Below are 23,368 nucleotides of genomic sequence, written 5' to 3' on the forward strand. Positions count from 1 at the left end.
TGCCAACGGGGATGCTGCCATCCTTACCAGCAGCGGCTTTACGCTGAGCAAGCTGCCGGAGCCCAATTACATTACCAACCCCGGCAATGTTACGCTGGCCAACGGTGTAAGCACGGGTGTAATGGAAGTATCGGTGGGTGCGGTAAAGGGCGCCAAAGGCTATGTGTACCAGATAGCGGGCGAAGAGCCTGTTACGGGAACTGAATGGCAAAGCACCAACAGCAGCCGCAGCAAATTTACCTTCACCAACCTGCAGCCGGGTAAACGCTACTGGGTAAGGGTGGCGGCTACGGGCAGCGGTGAACAGATTGCCTACAGCCCGGTGGCAAGCCAGTTTGTACAGTGACAGACAGGTGTTGATTGCTTTAAAGCTTTATTGATTGCAGTCTGCTGGTATTGACAGCCTGTATTTTGATAAAGCTTTTTAGTGCCCGGAAAAATAAGTAAAAATACGCATTGACATTTTGAATAATATTTATTTTATTTGTATTACTTTTTTCACTAACCCATTACATTTATGAAATCAGATGCCGCTATCAGAAAGCTTATTGAACAACGTAGCCTGCCCCAGGGATTTTTAAAATGGATTACCGACAGGCATATTTTTGAATTTTTTGGCATCAGTCCGGAAACGCTGAAAAACTGGCGCCGGCTGGGTAAAGTAACCTACAGTCGCTTTTGCGGTATTATTTTATATGATGCAGATGAGATGCTGGCGGAAATTGAAAAAGCAAAAGTGATGCGGAAAGTTGTTTAGCGGAGGATGGAACGCTGATGACGCGGATTAATACGGATGATGGCTGATTTTTTGTTCATACTGCATTAGAAAACACATATTTTAGAGCCGAAACATTCGTCTATTGGCTTCTTCCGTCCTATCAGCGTTTCAATTATTTTATTTTTTACATCAGCACTATATAGACACATAAATAATCCGTTTTTTATCCGTGCCATCTGTGTCATCAGCGTTCGATTGCTTTAGTTCCGCAAGAACACTTGCTGCCATAAAAAAACCGCCTCAATATTGAGACGGCCATTTTATACCATAATCCTGAACGATTATTATCTTTAGGAAAAACCTGTTTTATTTTTAACTGCGCTGATCTTGTGCCCCACTACTCTTTTCCTCCCTTCGTTCATCATCGCTTGTATATACTCTAAGTCCTAAAACCGTGCCAACAACATAATGCGTTGGTTTTAAGCAGTATATGATTTGGCCAGCTGCGCCATTTTCCATTTATTGGAAGCAAATGACACAAACGGGACTGGCGACCGATAGTCGAAACAGGCACATGGTTAAATTGTTTTATTGATGGATTGTTTGATGTTGAATTGCTTTCGTATTGAATTGCTTATTGTTGAATTGTTATTTGCAGGAGTTGGCTTTTATCGTTGGGATCAGTTTTTGTCTGAACTGTGATTTGTTTGATTTTTGTGATTTTTGTGATTTGCCGGTTGCAGTACACTGCATTTTTGATCATGATAATCATTGAATCATAAAATCATAGTTCAGACAGGTGTGAGGTTGACGACCTGGAGTACCCTGCCTCGTAATCCTGTAAATCATCGAATCATAAAAATCCCGTTCAGACTTGCTACAATTTCCTCAACTCCTTCTTCAATATTTTTCCGGTGGCACTCATGGGCAATGCGGCAACAAATTCAATGTGCCGCGGATATTTGTAAGAGGCGATGCGTTCTTTTGTCCAGTTGAGCAGTTCGGCTGAGGATACTGTATAGCTTTCCTTTAACACTACAAATGCTTTTACCTCCTCTCCCAGTTCTTCATGCGGTATGCCTATCACCGCCACCAGCGATACGGCTTCGTGCTGTATCATAGTTTCTTCCACTTCTCTCGGGTACACATTGTAACCGCCCCGAATGATCATATCCTTTGTACGGTCAACGATGTAATAAAAACCATCCGCGTCTTTAACAGCAATGTCGCCGGAATGCATCCAGCCATTTTGTAAAACGGTGGCAGTTGCTTCGGTTTTTTTATAATATCCCTTCATTACGTTGTGGCCCCGGTACAACAATTCACCTTTTTCACCAACGGGTACTTCGTTACCCTCTGCATCAATTAGTTTCACCTGTACGCCCCAAACCGGTGTGCCCACGGAACCTGGCTTACGACCCGTTTTTAAATCATTGAACGTTACTACCGGCGAACCTTCCGACATGCCATAGCCCTCAATGACGGGCACGTTAAAACGCTGCTCAAAATCCTGCAGCACTTTTACCGGCAGCGAAGCACCACCGGACAGGCAGAGTTTTAAATTGGCTGCAATGGCATTAAAATCAACTTGTGGGTTGGTATAATTTAACAGGCCCCAAAACATCGTAGGCACGCCAATAAAAAGCGTTACTTTATGTTGTTGCATCAATGCAAACGCCTGGGCTGCATCAAAACGGGTAAGCAAAACGCCGGTGCCCCCTTTGTACACGCCTGCGTTTAATAAAGCCGTCATACCAAAAATGTGAAACAGGGGCAACACAACTAAACTTGTATCATCAGCAGTACTGTTCATCAAATCACAAATTAAAATGGCATTCAGCAGCAGGTTGCTGTGTGTCAGCTCTGCGCCTTTGGGGCGGCCCGTTGTGCCGGAGGTGTATATAATAACACAGGTATCTTCGGCACCGGTCTGGCAGGTTTCAAATGTTACCGGTTGATCTTCCATTAAATCAGCAATGGTCTGTACCCTTTCTATAGATGCCGGCATTGCGGCATCCGGCATAATCAAAAAGAATAACCCACAGGCATCTACTGTATTAAAGGCATCATAGCCCATTTGCCCCATGGGTAACTCCGGTGTGCCGGTAAAACAGCAATAGGCTTTGGCATCACTATCCGTGAGATGAAAGGCTATTTCATCTTTTTTTAGCAGCACACTCAATGGTACCACCACAGCGCCGGTTTTAATAATGCCATAATATAAAACCGGGAAGGCCGGTACATTGGGACAGCTCAATGCCACTTTATCACCCGGCTGAATGCCCCTGCTGGTTAAACCATTGGCCACTTTGTTTGCAGCTGCATTTAATGCCGCATACGTCATTGATTGATCCATGAAAGTAAAAGCGGCTTTGGACGGATATCGTTTGGCGCTATCCTCCAGGATGACAGACAGGTTCAGCATCGGTTGTAGCTTTGCAATCGTTATTTAAATATGGCGTAGTGCTTTATTGTGAACTCAATAAATTAGTTCAACAATTTAAACAAAAATCCGGAGCATTAAAATTTGAAATAAAAAAAACTGCAACCAACAAATACGCTGCAAATCGCCCTTTGCCTGGAGGCGAAGGTGTCCGCCGCGGCGGACGGATGAGGTTGATGCGCAACCGTGAATGGCTTAGTATTGGCAAGCCGGTACGTTGTTAAAATAAAAAGATGACTTACTTTCTTTTTTTTCCTGATAAAAAAAAGAAACAAAAAAAATCAAGGCTGCGAATAAAAAGGCTGAAATTTTCAGTACAATCCTACAATCAAGGAACTCGCCCGAAGAGTGCAATACTTTGTGGTGCATGCGTGCTCAAACAGCCTTGATTGCTTAACGGATTGCACTGAAAATTTCTAGCACTTTTTATTCGAGGCCGTTTGAAGCGTATGCACAAGCGATGCGGCAAGGAATGTAGATTGGCAGTTAAAAGAATTACGAACAACTAAAGCGCTTCAATCCATCCTTCGAGTTGAATACAGTAACTGCGTAAGCTGCCTCTTTCGGTTCGGTCCCGCCCCAGGCGGGATTCAAAAAAATGCGCAGCAATATTTTTTTGAAAGAAGCGAAAGCAGCAGCGTCGCAGTTACGCAGCCCCGCCGGCGGCAGAGGCGAATCTTGATACAGAAAGCTGTTCCCATTGCCGTGAGGCGCAGGCAAACCTGGGAGCCAATTTCAAATGGAGCTTCAATTTTATTTCATCGTTTATGATTATCCTTTTATCTTTAGCCAATGCCATTGAGAAATAATCATATACTTTCAGGCCGCAATTATTCAACTAAAATTTACTACAACTAATGGGAAAAGTAATTCTGGTAACCGGTGCATCATCCGGCATAGGCCTTGCCTGTGCAACAGCGCTTCAATCAAAAGGGCATACCGTATATGGTTCTGCCCGTAACCTTAACCGGTTACAATCTGTATCGTTTAAACCAGTTGAGTTAGATGTTACCGATGATGTTTCTGTAAAAAAGGCCATTGCTGCCATTATACAGGCAGAAGGCAAACTGGATGTACTGGTAAACAACGCCGGCAATGGTGTTGCAGGCCCTGCTTATACCATGTCTGTAGAAAATGCAAAGAAACAATTTGAAGTTAATTTTTTTGGCGTTGTGCGCATGTGCACTGCCGTTTTGCCCGGGATGATTGAAAGAAAACAGGGAACGATTATTAATATTGGTTCACTGGCTGGTCTTTTTGGGCTGCCTTACCAAAGTATGTACAGTGCATCCAAGTACGCCATTGAAGGCTACTCTCAAAGCCTGCGGATGGAGCTGCGCAATACGGGTGTAAAAGTAGTAGTGATTAACCCCGGCGATTTTAAAACCGGCTTTACAGAAAGCAGGGAAAAAACGGCGTTTGGCATTGCCAACCCTCAATTGGAAGCAGAGTACAAAGCCGCTGTTGCCAGTATGGAAAAAGACGAAAGCATTGGCCAAAGCCCGGATGTACTGGCGGCTAAATTGTGTAAGATTGTAGATACCGCCAATCCGGCTCACCGTTACCTGATCGGGGCGTTTGGACAAACCATTGCTCCTACGTTAAAAAGGGTATTACCAGGCGGCTTGTTTGAAAAATTGATGAATGATCATTACGGCATAAAATAATTGCCGGCATTAAAGGCGTTGCTTACTTGTCATAATTGAAGTTGCTGATTCCTGCAATGCTATGTGGCATTTATCCTAAGGTCTGTTACCACTTTCACAAAAATGTTCTGCAGAATAAAAATCCAATAATGCCTGATGGCGGAGAAAAACGACAAAAAAACAATCTGGGCCTGGGCCATGTTCGACTGGGCTAACCAATCATATAATATGGTGATCACTTCCACCATATTTCCTGCTTACTATGTAGCCATTACCGCCAATAAAGAAAAAGGCGATATGGTTTCTTTCTTTGGTCATCAATATGTAAACACGGTTCTCTCCAATTACATACTGGGTTTGTCTTATCTTATTATCGTGGTAATGTTGCCCATACTCACTTCCATTGCCGATTACAAGGGACATAAAAAATTATACCTGCAATTCTTTACCTGGATGGGCAGCCTGGCATGTGCGGGACTGTTCTTTTTTACGATGGATAATTTTGAATTTAGTATGATCTGTTTTGGCATTGCTTCTGTTGGTTATTGTGGCGGCTTTGTATTTTATAATTCTTACCTGCCGCAAATTGCCACCATTGATCAGCAGGATGCTGTGAGCGCCAAAGGATTTATTTATGGTTTTGCAGGAAGCATTGTGGTGCAAATTATCTGTTTTGTTTTTGTATTATCACCTGCTACTTTCGGCATAACAGACGAAGCATTACCTGCCCGTATATCGTTTTTAATAGTCGGTATCTGGTGGATAGGATTTTCTATCATTCCGTTTTACCTGTTGCCAAAAGGCATGCCCAATGCAGGTTCTCACAACTACAGTGTTTTTACAGGAGGTTTTAAAGAACTGGCCAAGGTATGGTACAACTTAAAACACCTGCCCTTATTAAAACGATTTTTACCTGCCTTCTTTTTTTATTCAGTAGGTGTGCAAACCATTATGCTGGTGGCTGCCAATTTTGGCGCCAAGGAATTAAAAATGCCGGAAGAAAGTTTGATCAGTATCATCCTGATTATTCAGCTGGTGGCCATTATTGGTGCTTCTTTTACAGCGAAATTGTCTGGTAAATATGGCAATACCAAAGTGCTGGCGGGCATTGTTTTTATCTGGGCGTTGATATGTGCCGGCGTTTATTTTGTTACCAACGCAATGCAGTTTTATGTTGCTGCTGTATTGGTTGGCATCGTGATGGGGGGTGTACAGTCGTTGTCCCGCTCGACGTATTCCAAATACATTCCGCAAAATATTCCAGACACAGCTTCTTATTTCAGCTTTTATGATGTGACCGAAAAACTGTCGATTGTTGTTGGCTTATTTACCTTTGGCTTTGTAGAATCACTAACGCATGAAATGCGGGATTCGGCACTGGTACTGGATGGCTTTTTTGTTATTGGATTGCTGTTGCTGGTATCATTATCCATTTTTGAAACAAGCCATCAGTCTGCAAAAACAGTTATTGCTTAAAAGAGGAACGTATGAAAAAATCAGCTTCTGCAAGACGTCATTTTATTAAACTATCGGCGATGGGTATTGGCAGTCTTGCCGCAGCGCCGGTTGTACAAGCCATGCCGGCATCAGCAACAAATACTGCAGATAAAAAGTTGCGTATTGTTTGCGTTGGTGCCCACCCCGGTGATCCTGAATTTGGCTGCGGTGGTACCATGGCAAAATACAGCGATGCCGGGCATAAGGTTACTTTTTTGTATCTCACAAAAGGTGAAGCCAGTGACCCAAAAAAAACATATGCTGAGATGGCGGATCTGCGAACAAAAGAAGCTGCTTTATCCTGCAAAATATTAGGCGCTACCGCCATGTATGCAGGGCAGATTGATGGCAACACCGTGCTGGATAAAAACAAGAATGAAGAGATGACTAAAATGATCCTGGCACTTGAACCAAACATCGTATTTACACAATGGCCGGTAGACGGACATCCTGATCACCAGGTGACCGGTTTGTTACCACTGACTGCCTGGGTAAGGGCAGAAAGAAAATTCCATTTATACTTTTACGAAGTAAATACAGGCAGTGAAACCATGGGCTTTACTCCCACCGATTACGTTGATATTACCTCCTTACGGGAACGAAAGAAAGAAGCGATGTTTGCACACAAAACGCAAGACCCCATCAATACATACAACGATTACTTTAAGCCACTGGAAGAATTTCGCGGCCTGGAAGCAGGCGTAAAAGCAGCCGAAGCATTTATTCATTTTAAAGCCAAAGGCGAAAGGGCAAGCATCATCGGGTTGTAGTTTATCTTAACAATTGTATTTGATATCCTAAGCATTAATTACTGCAACTGCTCCACGCTTTCCGTCTCCATCACGTACCGCCTTCCCCGCCCTGTTTGCTGTTCAATAAATCATTGTCGTTTACCTAAGGAAAGTCAGTCCGGTGGGCAAGGTGGTCGACCTTGTTTAAAGACTGGTAACTATAAAGAGGTCGACCACCTTCATTCGATAAGTAAGCTACTTTGTTTAATGAATAATTATTTTTTCAACGTCTACGGTATTATCTCCAATAAATTTAACCATGTAAACCGCGGTTGGTAATTTACTAACGGGAATTTTTATCTGTCCGGATTGTCCTGCAATATTTTGTTTTGCTACAATGCTTCCATTGCTGCTCACTACTTCAATAGCACGATAACCAGGATTATCCAGGTATGCATTGATAATACCATTGCTTACGATTGTTGGTGCAATTAAAGTTTTGGTGGTGTTATTTACCGGGAATTGTATCACATTGGAATAGCTATAACTGCCATCTGTATTGAGTATTTTCAACCGGTAGAAAACAGTACCGTTGTAACGAAAGGCGTGTAAAAAACGATAGTTATTGGCAGCAGATGACAATGCAGGCTGCACAGTTCCCGCAAATGAAAATGCGCTGCCGTTTAAACTGTATTCAACATCATACTGACGTATGTTTTGTTCTGCAGCTGTTCGCCATTGCAGTGCCACCCCTGCTTTTTCCGGCGCACCGGTAAAGGCTGTTAATGTTACGGGCAAAGGTCCGGGTGCGTCTATGCGGTACACGCTGTTGCCTGTGAGCGAGACGGCGTATACTTCTCCATTGTCTGTCTCACCAAAATCAGCGATGTTATTTGTTGCAAGCACTTGTGTTGTAGTAATCCATCCGCCGGAACCATTTGGTTTCGTAAGGTAAAATGTACCTGAATAAAAATCGGCGCTGATGTTATACCCTTGCAGCGATGGATACTGCGTTCCCCGGTAAACGACGCCGCCTGTAATGGCAGCTGCCGGATTTTGGGTAGGATAAGTATACACCGGAAAAACGTAATTGGCTATCGGTCCGCAGCCGGTGGTGTTGTAAGTATTATTGCCTTCGTAACAACGCCATCCATAGTTTACCCCGGCAGTGGCTGCCGCTGGCCTGAAATTAATTTCTTCAAAAGAATCCTGACCAACATCACCTATCCACATATCATTGGTAAGCCGGTCAAAACTCCAGCGGAAGGGATTGCGCAAACCAAGATCATAAATTTCATTGCCAAAAGGATTACCAGCGGGAATGGTGTAATAGGGACTCGTGCTGGAAGTGTTTACATCAAACCGCAAAATTTTTCCCAGCAACACAGCGGTATTCTGTGCGTTGTTGGGAACATCACCTCCTCCTCCGCCATCACCGGTTGACAGGTAAAGAAATCCATCAGCACCAAAGTGCAGTTCGCCTCCGTTGTGGTTGGAATTTGTTGGGTGAGGTATCGTAATCAAAATTACTTTTGAAGCAGGATCCGCAACATTGGCATCGCTGCTGATATGGTATCTTGCCAGTTCCAGGTCACCAGCCGTGTTGGTATAATACACATAAAAAAAGCCATTGGAAGCATAATTTGGATGAAACACCATACTGAGCAAACCCCGCTCTCCGCCAACATTTACGTTAGATACGGTAAGAAAATCTGCCAGGAAATTAAACGAAGCATCATACGCTTTTATGGTACCGCCCTGCTGTACAATAAAAACACGGTTTGTTCCGTCACCGGCATTTACAAACTGTATAGGTGAACTTAACCCGGAAGTAATCACCGGTGTTAAAGCGATGGTTGGTTGAGCAAAACTTTTTCCTGTTAAAAGCAAACAGCACATACAACAAAGCAGGCGGTTTAGCATTCCATTCTTCAAGCAGGTAATGTCAAATTGTATCATAGCAAATAATTTTATGGTAAACATATTAAAAAGTAACACAAAGTATATGCCGGTAATTTTTTAAAGTCTGCGCCGGTTAAATTTATCTCACTCCAAAAAAATGTCTTTGCCATTGATGCCCTATTTTTGAAAAAAAATAAAACAACTGTTTATGATGACTGCAGGTACGCAACAGGAAGTGAGTTTGCTGACAGAAGGCGATGTAAATTTCGCACCCTCCCGTAAAGGCTGGTACAAAACCCTGGATACAACTACGATGGATTTACTTGAAAAGGACAGTGAAGTTTTTTTGCACCAGTCCCTCTCCACGCCCTGCCTTGATGTATTGCAAAGCTGCGAAGGCATTTATATTACCGACACCAGCGGAAAAAAACTGATGGATTTTCATGGCAATAATGTGCACCAGGTGGGTTACCGCAACGCCTATGTAGTTGATAAAGTAAAAGCGCAACTGGACATACTTCCCTTTAGTCCACGCAGGTATACCAATGCCGTTGCAATTGATTGTGCAAAAAAAATTACTTCCCTTTTTCCACCGGCACTTTCAAGGATCTTATTTGCACCGGGGGGTACAAGTACCATCGGCATTGCATTGAAACTGGCCCGGGTGGTAACAGGAAAATATAAAGTGGTATCGCTGGCAGATTCTTTTCATGGTGCTTCTATTGATGCCATTGCGGCGGGCGGAGAAGAACAATTTAAAAGATACCTGGGGCCATTGATACCAAACACAACCAACATTCCGCAGCCAACAGGCTACCGGCATAAAAACGGTGTTGAAGATGATTTAGCCTACGCCAATGCACTGGAAGATATTTTAAAAAATGATACCGGTGTTGGTGCATTCATTGCTGAAACCGTTCGCAATACAGATGTACAAATACCCTCCAAAGCTTACTGGCAAAGGGTAAGGGAAATCTGTACGCAGTATAATGTATTATTGATACTGGATGAAATACCCATCGCCTTTGGGCGCACCGGAAAAATGTTTGCTTTTGAACACTACGATATTGAGCCGGATATTGTTTGCCTTGGCAAAGGTCTTGGTGGTGGTGTTATCCCATTCGCGGCCATGATTTGCCGGGAAGGGTATAACATTGCCGGCGATGTTTCGCTGGGACATTATACACATGAAAAAAGTCCGCTGGGCAGCGCCGCCGCACTGGCTATGATTGAATACCTGGAACAGGAGCACATTCTTGAAAAGGTACAGGCAGATGAAATATTTATGCGGGAACAACTGCAGCTGTTGAAAGAGCGGCACCCGGTTATTGGGGATGTGCGGGGCATCGGTTTGCTTTGGGGTATTGAACTGGTAAAAGATGCCGTTACAAAAGTAAAAGCTATTACCGAAGCAGAAAAGATCATGTATGAATGCCTGGCTAACGGGCTAAGTTTTAAAGTGTCACAGGGTAATGTATTGCAGCTTTGTCCGCCACTGATTATTACGAGAGCGCAATTAATGAGTGCGATTACAATTATAGACAATGCAATTGCAACAATTTGCGGAACATAACATAATCGTTTGGTGCTGTTAAATAATGTTCTGAATAAAAGGAGCAGCAGCTGATTATTTTTTGTGACAGACTTTGGGTTGCTACGATAAGAATGGACGAGGCATATGCCGGTTTTAGTAATTACAAAAACACATTGTATGCATAGAAAACTTAGACACTCACCATGGAGACGATTGCCAAACCCAAGGCGCCTTTTACCTGATCTTATCTATTGAAATTTTGTACAATGGTATTAATAACGGGTTTAAATATCTGGTGGGTAACTGCAGCATTTTGTAGTGGGCTCGAATCAAAGACCAATCCGGTTGGTTTAATTTGGCATGACTGCTCTCCAGATATACATAGGGATCAGTGTGCGATGAAATAACAACGGCGTGTTTATAAACCTTGAAAAATCAAGCAGGCCTGATGTATGCGTAAGCGTATTTCCTATGGTGATGTTTTAAGGCACATTCCGAGAGTAGTGAACTTTATAAATAAGTTAATGAGTATTGCCATACAATCAGATTTCCATGTGTAATAGACAGTATTTAATCGGACAATGAAGAATTTTTAGTCTTATAGTGTCAGGATATATTTGTTTTATGCTGCCGGTGTGACCTGCCCTAAAAACTTCTTCCTTTTTAAGGTAATAGAATCCTTGAAAGTTTCCACCAGCAATAACCTTAAAATCTACTTTGACCTGCTGATTGACAAATTAAAGAGCACATCAAGCGAGGATAATATTGGGATCATAAGCTATTGCAGTTTGCTATAAATCTGAAACTAATTTATGAACCGGAAGAGTCACTTCGAATTCTTTTCGGCTAATTAATTACTAAGCCATTTATTGGATAATAATCAACCATTCAATACATTTATAATTGGATAGCATTACCACACTTCACCATCAGGGAAGGTAATCAGATAATACTATGCAGTTAAAAAAAGAACTCATACAGCAAATACAGTCCATCATTGCAACGGCAAAGGACAGGGCCATTCGTTCGGTTGATACCGAGCGGGTGCTGATGTATTGGCAAATAGGTAAGGTAATTTTAGAAGAAGAGCAGGAAGGCAAGGAAAGGGCTGGTTACGGTGAGTTTCTTATAAAATCGTTATCCGAAAAACTTCAGCCGGAGTTTGGCAGTGGCTTTTCCATCCGCCAGTTAGAAATGTGCCGCCAGTTTTACCGCACATTTCCAATTACGAACGCACTGCGTTCGCAATTCAGCTGGACCCACTACCGCACACTCATACGAATTGAAAAAGAAGAAAAACGGGATTTTTACCTAGCCGAAGCAGCAAAGAACAACTGGACAGCCAGGCAACTGGAAAGACAGGTTAACAGCCAGTTGTTTGAACGGCTTTTACTAAGCAATGAATTAAAAGATGTGCTGGCAGTGGCCAGGGAAGAAAATTACCATCCGATGCCAAAGAAATTATTAAAGACCCGATGGTGCTGGAGTTCCTGGGCTTAAAAAGAGAAGCTGCTTATTACGAAAAGGATTTGGAGAGCGACATCATTACCCACCTGCAGGAATTTTTACTCGAGATAGGCAACGGCTTTTCTTTTGTAGCAAGGCAAAAACGCATCCATATAGAAGGCGATGAATTTTCTATTGATCTTGTTTTTTACAACCGGCTGCTGCAATGCTTTGTAGTATTTGAAATTAAAACCACCAAACTCACTCATGAAGATATCGGGCAGTTACAGATGTATGTCAACTACTACGACCGCTTTGAAAAACAGGATTTCGAAAACTCCACCATCGGCATTTTATTATGTGCCGATAAAAACGATGCAGTAGTAAAAATCACTTTACCCGAAAGCAACAAAACAATCATTGCCAGCAAATATCAGCTATACCTGCCCACAGAGCAGCAGTTAATAGATGAAGTAAAGAAGGAAATTGAAAAATTAGACAACGGTAAAAATGGCAACTGATGCAGCAGTAATTACTTTCAAATATCATCCCTTTTACAATACCGGCAATTGTACAGGCAATCAGTACCAAATCACAAACGTCAGGACTCGCACTTATCCAGAATTTTGACGAAGGCCTGGCTGCCAAAAGGTTCTTATTAAACATCACTTAAAAAAAGTAACTGTCAATGTCTGGAATTTCCTTTATTAAGAAACTGTTTACCTGCATTCTTGCAGGGTTGGTCATTGGCGCATCGGCTTTTCGAATAACCATTACTTACTTTAGAAACTGGGGCACAATCGGCAGTTTTTCGATAATTTCCCTCGTGACCGTAGTTACCGCCATAACATACGCCTTCATATGGCAAGCCCGAAAAACAAATACCCCTTCGACGCTGGCTTTCTGGCAAGGGCTGATCCGTTATGGAGTTGCGTTTGACCTGGCTGAATTCGGATGGGCAAAAATCTGTCATTTGCAATTGGTGATGCCCATGAGCAAGCTTGATCTTCCTTATAAAAGTTGTTCACCATCGGATATATTCTGGAATTTTTTTAGCTATTCTTACACGCTTGGGTGTATTATAGCTGCACTACAGATTACAGGTGCAATGCTGCTGCTGTTTCACAAAACAAGACTGGTGGGTGTATTTATGTTGTTGCCGTTACTTGCCAACATTTTACTGATGGATATTTTTTACGAGATTGGCTACAGTGTAGTGATACATGCTTTCATAATGATGGCCGGGCTTGTATATTTTATGTTCATTGAATTCAACCGCCTGAAGGAATTTTCTTTGCAGCAACGAACCCCTTACCTGAATTGCATTTTTCCCGCTTCGTGAAATTAATGGTTCGTCTTTCTATCATTTATATTCCGTTATTGTTAATAGCCATGCATGGAAAAGTGGATAATTATCCAAACCTTACCGGGAAGTACGAGGTAAAAAAATTACTTATTAACCAGCAGGTACTGCATCAGGATACCTGTGCAGACAGCCTGCTTACGGTGGTTTATTTTGACATTAAAAATGGCTGTGTATTTCAATTCAACACGCCGGCTAAAAGATGGAACGGCAGTTTTACAAAGACAAGCAATCACATCAACATAAAATGGTATGCGCCATCCGGTAAGCCGGTTTTCAACGGTACACTGTCGACGCTGAACAACTCCGGAAATATGACACTTACGGGAATGCTGGGGAAAGATTCGATGGACGTAATACTACAGAAGGTGATTAATTAAGTCTTGCTGCGGTTATCTATTTTTTTTAACAGGTATTTACTTTAGTAAATAAAAGGTCATAACCATTTTTTATGCATCATCAATTATGCATAAACCCTTTACAGATTTATTATTAACGCCTGGTTACTTGCCAGCCTGAAAAAGGTTTAACAGTAGCGCAATTGGGGCCGCCATCTTTGGCTTTTCCGGCAACTTTTGTAGCCAGCATAAGATTGGCATCTCCCAATAACAGATCGATCGTCTCTGGCACTATTTCTTTTAAGGGTATTTTTAATCTACGTGTCCAGATAGAATCTAATTGCCCTGCGCAAGTCCCGATATCTATATAAATAAAACGTTCGTTCAAAACTCCGTGGACAAACGGGCCGCAAAAATCGTATTGATTCAATTTAGTTTTCTTTACTTCAATCCGGCATTCAAAGCAAAGTTTACCTGTTACAGATCTTTGTTTTTGGATTGTCTCGTATTGATTTCCCCTGCCTTCCTGAATACCAAAGTCAACACCTGGCGGAGGGTTTTCCAAAATAATTTGTATTGATATTTCCGGGTTCATTGTTTGATTCTATAATAATTTAAAAATGTCATCGCCAAAGTCAATTCAGTTTATGTTGCCTTAGATTCTTTTGGTGAAAACTTAAAATTACAGAATCTATTGAATTGATTTTGTCTTTCTCAAATGGAATGATTGTTAACTGGTCCTGAAGAAACAAAAAATTCCTGTCTCTTCCTACAAGAAAGTGCAATTAAAAAACAGGTTAATTCCTTACTAAATCATTTAGTATTTAAGTCGCATGGGAAATGTTATTTTAATATCGAATTGGGTTCTTATCGATTAAAAACAGAAATCACCTACGGGCCAAATAATACAATCAATTATAAGGTGCATTTACGGGACAAGTTTTTTATTCTTGAAGAAAGTTTATTGAACAAGTCCGACAAATGGAAGTTGAGAGAGATGTCAGATACTATTGATCTGGATAGGTTATTAGAAAATCTTCCCGAAATAATTAAAGGAATTGAAAAATACATGAGACCGAAAACACAAAAGAAAAGACCGTGGGATTAATGCAATCCGGTTGCTACCCTAAGTGGATATTTTTAAGGCAATCTTTCCTATAAAAATGTAGCTGAATTTCCATTGGAAATTAACTTAAATTCTTCCATGATTCTTCCCGGTTTTATGACCGAATGATGTAAACTTGCAGTATAAAATTCAATCAACATGAAAAGCACTTACCTCCTATTTACCTCCATGCTATTTTCGACGTTGGCATTTGGCCAAACGGAAATCAAGCTCGAAGATATCAGCAAGCATACCGGCGATTCCGTTAAGATTTGCACCACTATATTTGGTGGTATTTTTCTTGACAGAAGCAAAGGCTCACCAACACTTTTAAACGCAGGAGGAAGTTTTCCGGACAACCCTTTGACCCTCGTGATCTGGCCTGAGCTGAGGCAATCATTTGATATTAAACCGGAGGAATTTTTTAAAGGTAAACCGGTTTGTATTTTTGGAAAAATTGAAATTTTTAAAAACAAACCACAAATTGTAGTTCAGTCAAAAAATCAAATTCAGGTGCAGTAAATTGTTGCTTTACACCACCTGGATGGGCAGGTTTTCACCGTATTTTATCTGACACAATTATCAGCTAAAAACTTTTATATAAACAGCATTTAAATGGAAGAATCTGGCGAAGATCACCTCAGCGTAACCCGGCATAATGCAGCTGCATTGGAAAAGGAAGGCCACTTGCACGAGGCTGCCAGGATGTATGAACAACTCCTAAAATCGGCACCCTTCAGTATTTACATTTTGAATAAGCTGATGATAGTAAATCGTAGAATGAAAGCCTATAAAAAGGAAGTATTTTTTATTGATAAGGCAATAGCAATTCATGAGTCAAAATATCGTGTAGAAAAACCAAAGGATGTTAAGGTTGAAAGAATTAGTAAACAACTAAATTCTCTATTAGGCCACACCAATAAAAAAGGCCAAAATTTGTTGGTAATTCCCGAAGTGGAAAGATTACAAAAAAGAAAAGCAACAGCGCTGAAAAAGTTGAAAAATTAATTAAGGTTTCTATTGAAATTTTCAAAAGCTTTGCAAGGGCACTGCTTAGTACAGGAGGTATGGCATCTCCAGGTTGCAGAAGTTATCATGTACCAACTGGCCTGGTGTTTGTGCGCCACAATTAAATATTCAACCAAATAAATCGGAATAGTATGAAAAAGAATACCATTTGCCTGTGGTACAACCATGATGCAGAAGCCGCTGCGCAGTTTTATGCCCAAACCTTTCCTGACAGTACAGTAGGCGCTGTTCACCGGGCTCCGTCTGATTATCCTGATGGCAAGGAGGGGGAAGTGCTGACAGTAGAATTTACGGTATGCGGTGTACCCTGCATTGGACTTAATGGAGGAGAAACGTTTAAGCACAGCGAGGCATTTTCCTTTCAGATTTCCACTGAGGACCAGGAAGAAACTGACCGTTACTGGAACGCGATTGTTGAAGGAGGTGGTGAAGAAAGTCAATGCGGCTGGTGCAAGGACAAATGGGGTCTGTCGTGGCAAATAACGCCACGCGTTTTATCAGACGCGATGATACAGGGTGGTGCTATTGCAAAACGTGCGTTCGAAGCGATGATGCAGATGCGTAAGATTGATGTTGCCGCAATTGAGGCTGCAGTCAACGGTCAAGCTGTTTGAGCACCACCGTTGGTACCGGTACTACATAATTGAACTTGCATAGGCTGTTGGAGTAAGGCTGGTGTTAGCTATCCTTACTCCAGACAACAAATGCCTTACAATAATAATCCATCCATTGCTAAATGATAATAACATCGCCAGTAAATAAGTACTGCTAAATCTTCTTACTCTTCAAAAGGAACCAATTCTGCTTTACCCAGTAAGATTCCTATTGAAAAGTGTTAGACAGGTCTTAAATAAGTGAAAGACATACACACGTTTGTAAGCAAACAAGAGTGAAAGTTTTGCACTCGTCAACCAGGCTACTTCCAATGGCGGAAAGTCGGCATTTTCTTATGACAAAAAAGAAGCAAAATCAAAATATTTTTAGTTTCAACCAGCTGGCATGAAGGATGAAATTGCAAGAGTAATTGCAAATAAAATGGAGGGATAAAAAAGGTACCTTCAATTTGAATTTTTACCCCAAAATTATTTTAAACTGTTTCATTTTCTTTTACATCAATCGCAGATTTCAGCATTCTTAAAACAACTTTTTCAGCACCTGATTTTGCTTCTTCAAAATCGTACCAATTCCCTTCTTTTGTTCTGTATAATTTGCGGGAAAACGGTCCGCTTTGATCATCCTTTTTTGTGAAATGATATTGCTGCAAAACTGCAACAACACTGCCCAGTGCATTCTTTAATTCGTATGGTTGTGTAGTGTAATAAAAGACGCTGCCATCTTCTAAATTAATCTGCTCCGCGAAAAGATTTTTCAGGGCGTCTCTCATCTCACAATAATAAATGAAATATTTCAATTTCACCAGGTGTAGTTTTTCTGGTTGCTATTTTTATAACCTGAGCTGGGCTGATTGGTATAAATTTTGTCGCGGGGTGCAGGGAATCATAACCTTGAACATCAACCAGCTTCCTTTATTTTGGAACGTTGACTGTCTGTTTTCGTTACACTTACTGTTTGTTTCTGCTACCTCGTTAGAAATGAATTAACCCTTGCAAACCGGGTATAAATAAATTCGACCAGAACCCAGGCGAAAAGCACGATGAAAGCCGGCAAGAATCATCAGACCATTGACTGTTTTAAAACTTAAGAACAGAAATTAAAAAACCAAATGATAGGTAGAGCAGAATCAATTGCCTGCAAACACGCATACTACCCATTTTATAAATTATCTGCATTACCAGGCAACATATACCATATCGTCTTGTCTCTATAATTGTGTTCGTCATTTACAGTTTTGCCGCAGTGCGAAGAGATGCAGTAAAATTATAAGAACCTTTTGGTACAAAACTGGACGCTTCTCATAGGAAAATAAGTATTGAACAGGAACATTGCCAGGCCAGGTTTTGAACAAATCCCTCGGTGCGATTTGATAGCTACGGCGGCCGAAATAAATGTAAAAAATAAGTATAGCAATTTTAATAGCCATTAAACAACTGAATTAAAAAAATGAAAAACAGTTTACTGCTTTTTATGTGCGTAGCCATCTGCTCAGCAGCCTTTTCGCAGGCAACACTTAAGGGAAAATTGATAGACAGTACAGCAAAAACACCGCTGGGTTTAGCTACCGTAACTGTTTTTAAAGCAGCTGATACAGCCATTATTACTTACAGGTTAAGTAACCCTGACGGCGATTTCAAAATTCCGGGGTTACCATTTGCCGTGAATTGCAGGGTTGTAGTTTCGTATAGTGGCTACCGTGGGTACAGGAGAGAATTTACGCTTAAAAGCGATCAGCCTGTTTTAGATCTTGGCAATGTTTACCTGTCTCCCGTTTCCGCAGCAATGGAGGAAGTGTTTGTATACGCAGAGCGGCCACCGGTTGTAATCAAAAAGGATACAGTTGAATTTAATGCGGCTGCTTTTAAAACATTACCCAATGCATTGGTAGAAGATCTTTTAAAAAAATTACCCGGGGTACAGGTAGATAAAGAGGGGAATATCATGGTTAATGGCAAACCTGTTAACAGGATATTGGTGGATGGCAAAACATTTTTTGGTGATGACCCAAAGATGGCTACCCGTAATTTGCCGTCGCAGGTAATCGATAAAGTGCAGGTAACGGATGATAAAGAAGAGATGTTGCGTAACGGAGATGATAATGCGAACAATGTAGGCAAGGTGATCAATCTTACATTAAAAAAGGGTATAAAGAAAAGCATGTTCGGTAAAGCCTATGCCGGTGGCGGTGGAGGTCCCCAGGGTGGCCGGTATGAAACGGGAGCTATAGCAAATATTTTTAGGGACACACTGCAGGTAAGTGTCATGGGGTATTCTAATAATCTTAACCGCCCCGGCTTTAGTGTAACCGATATGCGGCAAACAATGGGTATCAGCCGTTCTATCGAAACGATGGGAGGTAACTCTAACAATAACACCAATAACAGCAATTACGGTTCCACCTTCAGCATCAATGATATCAATTTTGGAGGCGAATCACGGAACGGCGGTATCACAAAAAGTGATGGCGTAGGCATTAACATCAACCATTCGCCCAGCAATAAACGATCTGTCTATGGTCAATATTTTTATGGACGTGTTAATACAGATGTGCAAACGGAGAACAGAACTGATATTTATAAACAAGATACCATAATAAGTAATTTTTCAAAACAACACTATACCGAAATCGGTAATTCGCATGTGTTTGGAGCCGGTGCAAATTTAAAGCCCGACTCCACCGTCAACCTCATCATTGGCTTAAACTATGTAATATCCGGAACCACATCTGAAAGAAAGGATGGCAGGAGTGGAGTGAATAATTTTCTTGGCAAGCTAAACAACGGTCTTGTAAATAATACAGGCGACCTGAAAACTAACATGTATAGCCATAATATAATGTTCACCAAACTATCTAAAAGTAAAAAAGGGCGGCGATTGAATATTACCCATTACATGGGATGGAACAAAAGAGACAGAGATGACTATACTGATGCCGACATTGCATACCAGCAGCCCGTTAGCAAAGATACCACTTACCAGCAACTGCGTAATGAATGGGTACCAACATGGACGGCTAACGTTGCCGGTAATTACAGCGAACCGCTGATCAAAAACTTTTTCTTCAGGTTAGGTGCACGATACGATTATGAAAAACTGGATGACAGGGTTGGTACGTTTACAAATAACTCAGGTGACCCTATCAAAGGTCTCAGCAGCAGGTTTACCAGGGAGAGCAATAAGTACAGCCTTGCAGGGGGAATTGAATACCGGTATAAAGATTTTACTTTCCGGCCGGGCATACGTTATCAATCGCAAAAATTTGAAAACAATGTATACTCATTAAACCAGTCAATTAAACAGGAGCAACGTAATGTGCTGCCACAGTTTGATTTTGTATATAAAAAATTATCGCTTTCGTATAACCGGGATGTAGTGTTACCCTATTACACCAACCTGCTACCAGTGTTGAACAATAGCAACCCTTATATGATAAGGTTGGGTAATCCTGATCTTCAACCGGCATTACAGGACAGGGTACGTATTAATTTGAATACGTATAGCCCTAAAAGTACCTTGGGTGTCTGGTCATGGTTTGAAGCTTCGCAATCGAAAAATGTGATAGTAGACAGCATTAGTTTAGATCAGGGTGGTATACAAACGGTATACCCCGTAAATGCAAATGGGTATAAACGTATGGCCACTAATTTTGGTTTGTACCAGAATAAAAGGAATGCAAAGAATTTTATGATCCCCTGGAATTTTGGCACCTGGACCGAATATGTTCAAAATTATTTTTTCTATAATGGAATTCGTAGCCTGCAAAACAGGTTGAATTGTAATTTCTGGAGCGGCATCGGATTTAATTGGGATGATAAGCTGGAGCTTAACCAGGAGTACTCCCTTAGTTACCGCTTTGTAAAGAATAGCAATGCTGGTTTTGAAGATATCAAAACATTCAGCCAAACGATCGGTACAGAGGTGATAATCCGTTATATAAAACATGTAATATTCGATACAAGGTTGCGCTTGATCACGAATGATATGTTTGAAGATCCGGCATTGAAAAAGATATATCTATGGAATGCTGCGGTAAATTTCACTTTCTTTAAAGATGAAAGAGCAGTATTGAGGATAAGTGCAAATGATATATTGAACCAGGGAAAAAATGTGTACATGTCTCCTAATCAAAATACAGCATTCTTTTCTAAGGGCGATGTGCTGGCGCAGTATTTTTTGTCAACATTCACTTATAATCTACGGCCAGCAGGCGCAAAGAAAACAGCTGCGGGTGGAAAATGGTCTTTGTTTTAAGCGGTGGATTGAACAATAATTGACCTGGAATATCAGGAGGCTGGCAGGGAGGAGCCCCGGTACCTTTCAGGCCCTTCATTGAAAGTTATGGTAAAATTGGTGCACCCAGGCCGGATAGTTTGCAGATTAAATGAAGCGCCGTGACCTGAAAGAATTTCTTTCACGAGTGTAAGTCCAATACCCTGCCCGTCTTTTTTGGTACTGAAGAAAGGGCTGAAAAGCTGCTCATGAATTTGAGGTGATATGTCCATCCCATTATTAGAAATGATGAGGGTTTTTAAGCTGTCGTCTGCGGTAAAAGTTACGATGCCCTTTTCGCCGACGGCCTCTATGGCGTTCTTAACAATATTGATTAGCACTTGCTCCATTTGCTGCTCATCACCATGAATAGTAAAATTATTTCCGGCAAGGCAGTATTCAAACTTTACTTGTTTTTCAGCGGCGATCAGTTCCATCAACTTTGTAATGGAATAAATCATTTTATGAAGATCAAGCTGCACCATCTTTGGTTCCGGCAATCTGACGACGTCTGCAAAATTGCGCATAAATGCATTAAGATTGCTGTTCCGGCTCAATGCTACTTCCAGTGCTTCTTTCAGGGGCTCCTCTTCCTGCCGGTTCCATATTTTTTTTGAGTCCAGTGTGGATTGTATGATGGAATTGACAGGGCCAAGTGTATTGTTCACCTCATGTGCCATCATGCGGATAACCTTACCATAAGCCTTTTTTTCTGCAGCAAGTATTTCAGCAGTCAGCTCTTCAATCATAACAAAATGTCGGGCAAAGCCACGATCGATAAAATGGGATTTTTGAATTTTAAAAGTGGTGGCCCCGTTTAAAGTAACTGTTTTTGCTTCACCTGATTTTATTTGTTGTATTTGCTGAAGCAAAGGATTTTCAATGCTGCTGACTGGTTTATCCACCACATCTTTTTCCTCCAGGTTCAATAGTTTTAAAGCCCGTGGATTTATTTCATGTACTTCATCGTCGTAATTTAAAATCAGTATGCCGGTTGGCGAAGTATGAATTAATTTTTCCAAAAATAAATGCTGTTGTTCCTGCCTGGTACGCTCGCCTCTTAATTCATCAATCATCTGGTTGTATACTTTTATCAGTTCATCCATTTCGTATTTTCCGGTAGTCACAAACTTCACATTAAAATCTTTATCCCTGATGGCTTCTGCGCCCTGCATCAGCAATTGCAGTGGCTGTATCAGTTGACGGTACAACTGCCAGGCAATTCCGATGGAAATCAGCACAAGCACTTCCGCCGCTATAAACACGATTTTGTTTTGTTGAAAAATAAAATAGGTCAGCACCAGTGTAACAAGATGCAGAATAATTACAAACAAAATGAATTTAATCCGAAGTCTCATCGTAGGGAATATGGTATTTATCTAAACGCCGGTAAAGGGAGCTTCTTGTTAAACCCAATGATGCTGCAGCCTTGGCGATTTTGTTTTTATGAAATTCCAATGATTTTTTTATCATCATCACTTCTATTTCATCCAGCGTTAAACTGCCTACTTCGGGTAACTGCAGGGTATTTTTCTTTGACGGCAGATTTAATTGCGGTTCAAAATCAGTTACATCCAGTACATCTTTACGGCTTACTAAAACAGTACGCTCTACCAGATTTTTTAACTGCCTTATGTTACCCGGAAACTGCAGTTGCTGCAGCCATTTCATAGCATGGGATGTCACAGAGAGGTGCGGACGGTTATAAATTTCTTTTAAATTATTAATCAAAAAATTTACCAGCAAAGGAATATCTTTTGGCCGTTCCCGCAGTGGGGGTAAGTGAATGGTGATGAGATTAATGCGGTACAACAGGTCTTCCCTGAATGTGCCTTTACTTACCATTTCATTCAGATCTTTATTGGTTGCGCAGATCAGTCTCACATCAACTGTTTTGGTTCTGCTGCTGCCCAGCACTTCGTAGGTACGGTCCTGCAATACCCGCAGCAATTTTACCTGGCTGCTGTGGTCGAGATCACCGATCTCATCTAAAAAAATCGTGCCTTTGTTGGCCATTTCAAACCGGCCGGTACGGTCTGTTCTGGCATCTGTAAAAGCTCCCCGGATATGTCCGAACATTTCACTTTCAAAAAGCGATGTAGAGATGCCGCCCAGGTTTACTTTTACAAATGGCTTGCCGCTGCGCAAACTATTGTTGTGAATGGCTTCCGCTACCAATTCTTTTCCAGTGCCGCTTTCCCCGGTTATTAATACAGATGCACCGGTTGCTGCAACGCTGCCGGCTGTTTCAAGTAGTTGCAACAGCCGCTCGTCTTCACCAATGATGTTTTGAAAATTATACAGGCTGTCTAACTGTTTGCGGGTATGGGTTTCTTTTTTTATTTCTTTTAAAGACAGGATGGTTTTTACAGATTGCAAGAGGTAGTCATTGCTCCAGGGCTTATTGATAAAATCGCTGGCACCCAGTTTCATTCCTTCCACCGCAAGCTCAATGGTGCCCCATCCGGTAATAAGAATTACAGGTATGGCAGGATCTGATTTTTTTATTTCTTTCAGCAGGCTCATCCCCTCTCTGCCCGAAGTTTCAATAGAGAAATTAAGATCGAGCAGGATCAATGAAACAGGTTGCGTGGCGATCATGGCAAGCGCCTTCTTTTGCGAATCCACCCCTTCCGCATTATAACCTGCTGTTTTAAACAACAACAGCAAAGAGGCCCTCACAGCAATATCATCATCAATAATCAGTATCATAATGCCAACAACAATTTAAT

At 41.4% G+C, this 23,368-nt stretch carries 20 protein-coding genes; 14 read left to right on the top strand and 6 right to left on the bottom strand.

Going from position 1 to position 23,368, the window contains the following annotated elements; translation table 11 throughout:
* Positions 1 to 346, top strand: a 346-nt coding sequence (locus JWR61_RS21505; protein ID WP_301929759.1) for a fibronectin type III domain-containing protein, incomplete at its 5' end; no start/stop codon positions are given.
* A 171-nt stretch (positions 347 to 517) separates the two neighbouring features.
* Complete coding sequence (locus tag JWR61_RS21510) at positions 518 to 757, top strand: hypothetical protein (protein WP_301929760.1); 240 nt, start codon at positions 518 to 520, stop codon at positions 755 to 757.
* Between the two features lie 838 nt (positions 758 to 1,595).
* On the opposite strand, the gene JWR61_RS21515 is transcribed toward JWR61_RS21510, so the two are convergent.
* Complete coding sequence (locus JWR61_RS21515) at positions 1,596 to 3,143, bottom strand: long-chain fatty acid--CoA ligase (protein ID WP_301929761.1); 1,548 nt, start codon at positions 3,141 to 3,143, stop codon at positions 1,596 to 1,598.
* 875 nt (positions 3,144 to 4,018) lie between these two features.
* Here JWR61_RS21515 and JWR61_RS21520 point away from each other — a divergent pair.
* The 3 genes from JWR61_RS21520 (at position 4,019) to JWR61_RS21530 (ending at position 7,074) form a co-directional block, all read left to right on the top strand.
* Entirely contained in the window at positions 4,019 to 4,828 is an 810-nt protein-coding gene (locus JWR61_RS21520) for an SDR family oxidoreductase (RefSeq protein WP_301929762.1), read from the top strand.
* Between the two features lie 135 nt (positions 4,829 to 4,963).
* The gene (locus tag JWR61_RS21525; RefSeq protein ID WP_301929763.1) at positions 4,964 to 6,283 is read left to right on the top strand and encodes an MFS transporter; all 1,320 of its coding nucleotides are present in this window, start codon (positions 4,964 to 4,966) and stop codon (positions 6,281 to 6,283) included.
* Positions 6,284 to 6,294: 11 nt separating this feature from the next.
* Complete coding sequence (locus JWR61_RS21530; protein ID WP_301929764.1) at positions 6,295 to 7,074, top strand: PIG-L deacetylase family protein; 780 nt, start codon at positions 6,295 to 6,297, stop codon at positions 7,072 to 7,074.
* Between the two features lie 225 nt (positions 7,075 to 7,299).
* Here the strand turns inward: JWR61_RS21530 and JWR61_RS21535 are convergent, their stop codons facing one another.
* A complete protein-coding gene (locus JWR61_RS21535; RefSeq protein ID WP_301929765.1) occupies positions 7,300 to 8,994 on the bottom strand; it encodes a PQQ-dependent sugar dehydrogenase in 1,695 nt (564 codons plus the stop codon).
* A 151-nt stretch (positions 8,995 to 9,145) separates the two neighbouring features.
* Here JWR61_RS21535 and JWR61_RS21540 point away from each other — a divergent pair, with 151 nt between their 5' ends.
* From JWR61_RS21540 to JWR61_RS21560, 5 genes are all read left to right on the top strand, one after another.
* Positions 9,146 to 10,510 carry an aspartate aminotransferase family protein gene (locus JWR61_RS21540; protein ID WP_301929766.1) on the top strand — a complete coding sequence of 455 codons (1,365 nt, stop codon included), beginning with the start codon at positions 9,146 to 9,148 and terminating at the stop codon, positions 10,508 to 10,510.
* Positions 10,511 to 11,425: 915 nt separating this feature from the next.
* Positions 11,426 to 11,971, top strand: coding sequence for a DUF1016 N-terminal domain-containing protein (locus tag JWR61_RS21545; RefSeq protein WP_301929767.1), 546 nt, complete (start codon positions 11,426 to 11,428; stop codon positions 11,969 to 11,971).
* Complete coding sequence (locus tag JWR61_RS21550) at positions 11,947 to 12,438, top strand: PDDEXK nuclease domain-containing protein (protein WP_301929768.1); 492 nt, start codon at positions 11,947 to 11,949, stop codon at positions 12,436 to 12,438. The genes JWR61_RS21545 and JWR61_RS21550 overlap by 25 nt, the downstream gene beginning before the upstream one ends.
* Positions 12,439 to 12,605: 167 nt before the next feature.
* Complete coding sequence (locus JWR61_RS21555) at positions 12,606 to 13,259, top strand: hypothetical protein (protein ID WP_301929769.1); 654 nt, start codon at positions 12,606 to 12,608, stop codon at positions 13,257 to 13,259.
* Between the two features lie 5 nt (positions 13,260 to 13,264).
* Positions 13,265 to 13,660, top strand: a complete 396-nt coding sequence (locus tag JWR61_RS21560; protein ID WP_301929770.1) for a hypothetical protein — start codon at positions 13,265 to 13,267, stop codon at positions 13,658 to 13,660.
* 112 nt (positions 13,661 to 13,772) lie between these two features.
* On the opposite strand, the gene JWR61_RS21565 is transcribed toward JWR61_RS21560, so the two are convergent.
* On the bottom strand, positions 13,773 to 14,213 hold the full coding sequence (locus JWR61_RS21565; RefSeq protein WP_301929771.1) for a DUF5990 family protein: 441 nt from the start codon (positions 14,211 to 14,213) through the stop codon (positions 13,773 to 13,775).
* Between the two features lie 669 nt (positions 14,214 to 14,882).
* Between JWR61_RS21565 and JWR61_RS21570 the strand changes: the two genes are divergently transcribed.
* The 3 genes from JWR61_RS21570 (at position 14,883) to JWR61_RS21580 (ending at position 16,366) form a co-directional block, all read left to right on the top strand.
* Complete coding sequence (locus tag JWR61_RS21570) at positions 14,883 to 15,245, top strand: hypothetical protein (protein ID WP_301929772.1); 363 nt, start codon at positions 14,883 to 14,885, stop codon at positions 15,243 to 15,245.
* A 93-nt stretch (positions 15,246 to 15,338) separates the two neighbouring features.
* The gene (locus JWR61_RS21575; protein ID WP_301929773.1) at positions 15,339 to 15,731 is read left to right on the top strand and encodes a hypothetical protein; all 393 of its coding nucleotides are present in this window, start codon (positions 15,339 to 15,341) and stop codon (positions 15,729 to 15,731) included.
* Between the two features lie 152 nt (positions 15,732 to 15,883).
* Positions 15,884 to 16,366 (top strand): VOC family protein, encoded by a 483-nt coding sequence (locus tag JWR61_RS21580; RefSeq protein WP_301929774.1) that lies wholly within the window; start codon positions 15,884 to 15,886, stop codon positions 16,364 to 16,366.
* Positions 16,367 to 16,839: 473 nt separating this feature from the next.
* Here the strand turns inward: JWR61_RS21580 and JWR61_RS21585 are convergent, their stop codons facing one another.
* A complete protein-coding gene (locus tag JWR61_RS21585) occupies positions 16,840 to 17,136 on the bottom strand; it encodes a hypothetical protein (protein ID WP_301929775.1) in 297 nt (98 codons plus the stop codon).
* 677 nt (positions 17,137 to 17,813) lie between these two features.
* On the opposite strand from JWR61_RS21585, the gene JWR61_RS21590 reads away from it, so the two are divergent.
* Entirely contained in the window at positions 17,814 to 20,618 is a 2,805-nt protein-coding gene (locus JWR61_RS21590) for an outer membrane beta-barrel protein (RefSeq protein WP_301929776.1), read from the top strand.
* Positions 20,619 to 20,650: 32 nt separating this feature from the next.
* On the opposite strand, the gene JWR61_RS21595 is transcribed toward JWR61_RS21590, so the two are convergent.
* Positions 20,651 to 21,994, bottom strand: coding sequence for a PAS domain-containing sensor histidine kinase (locus tag JWR61_RS21595; protein ID WP_301929777.1), 1,344 nt, complete (start codon positions 21,992 to 21,994; stop codon positions 20,651 to 20,653).
* Entirely contained in the window at positions 21,978 to 23,348 is a 1,371-nt protein-coding gene (locus tag JWR61_RS21600) for a sigma-54 dependent transcriptional regulator (protein WP_301929778.1), read from the bottom strand. Before JWR61_RS21600 ends, JWR61_RS21595 begins: the two co-directional genes overlap by 17 nt.
* Positions 23,349 to 23,368 lie beyond the last annotated feature (20 nt).

The sequence above is a fragment of the Ferruginibacter sp. genome (assembly GCF_028288465.1).
GTDB lineage: Bacteria > Bacteroidota > Bacteroidia > Chitinophagales > Chitinophagaceae > Ferruginibacter.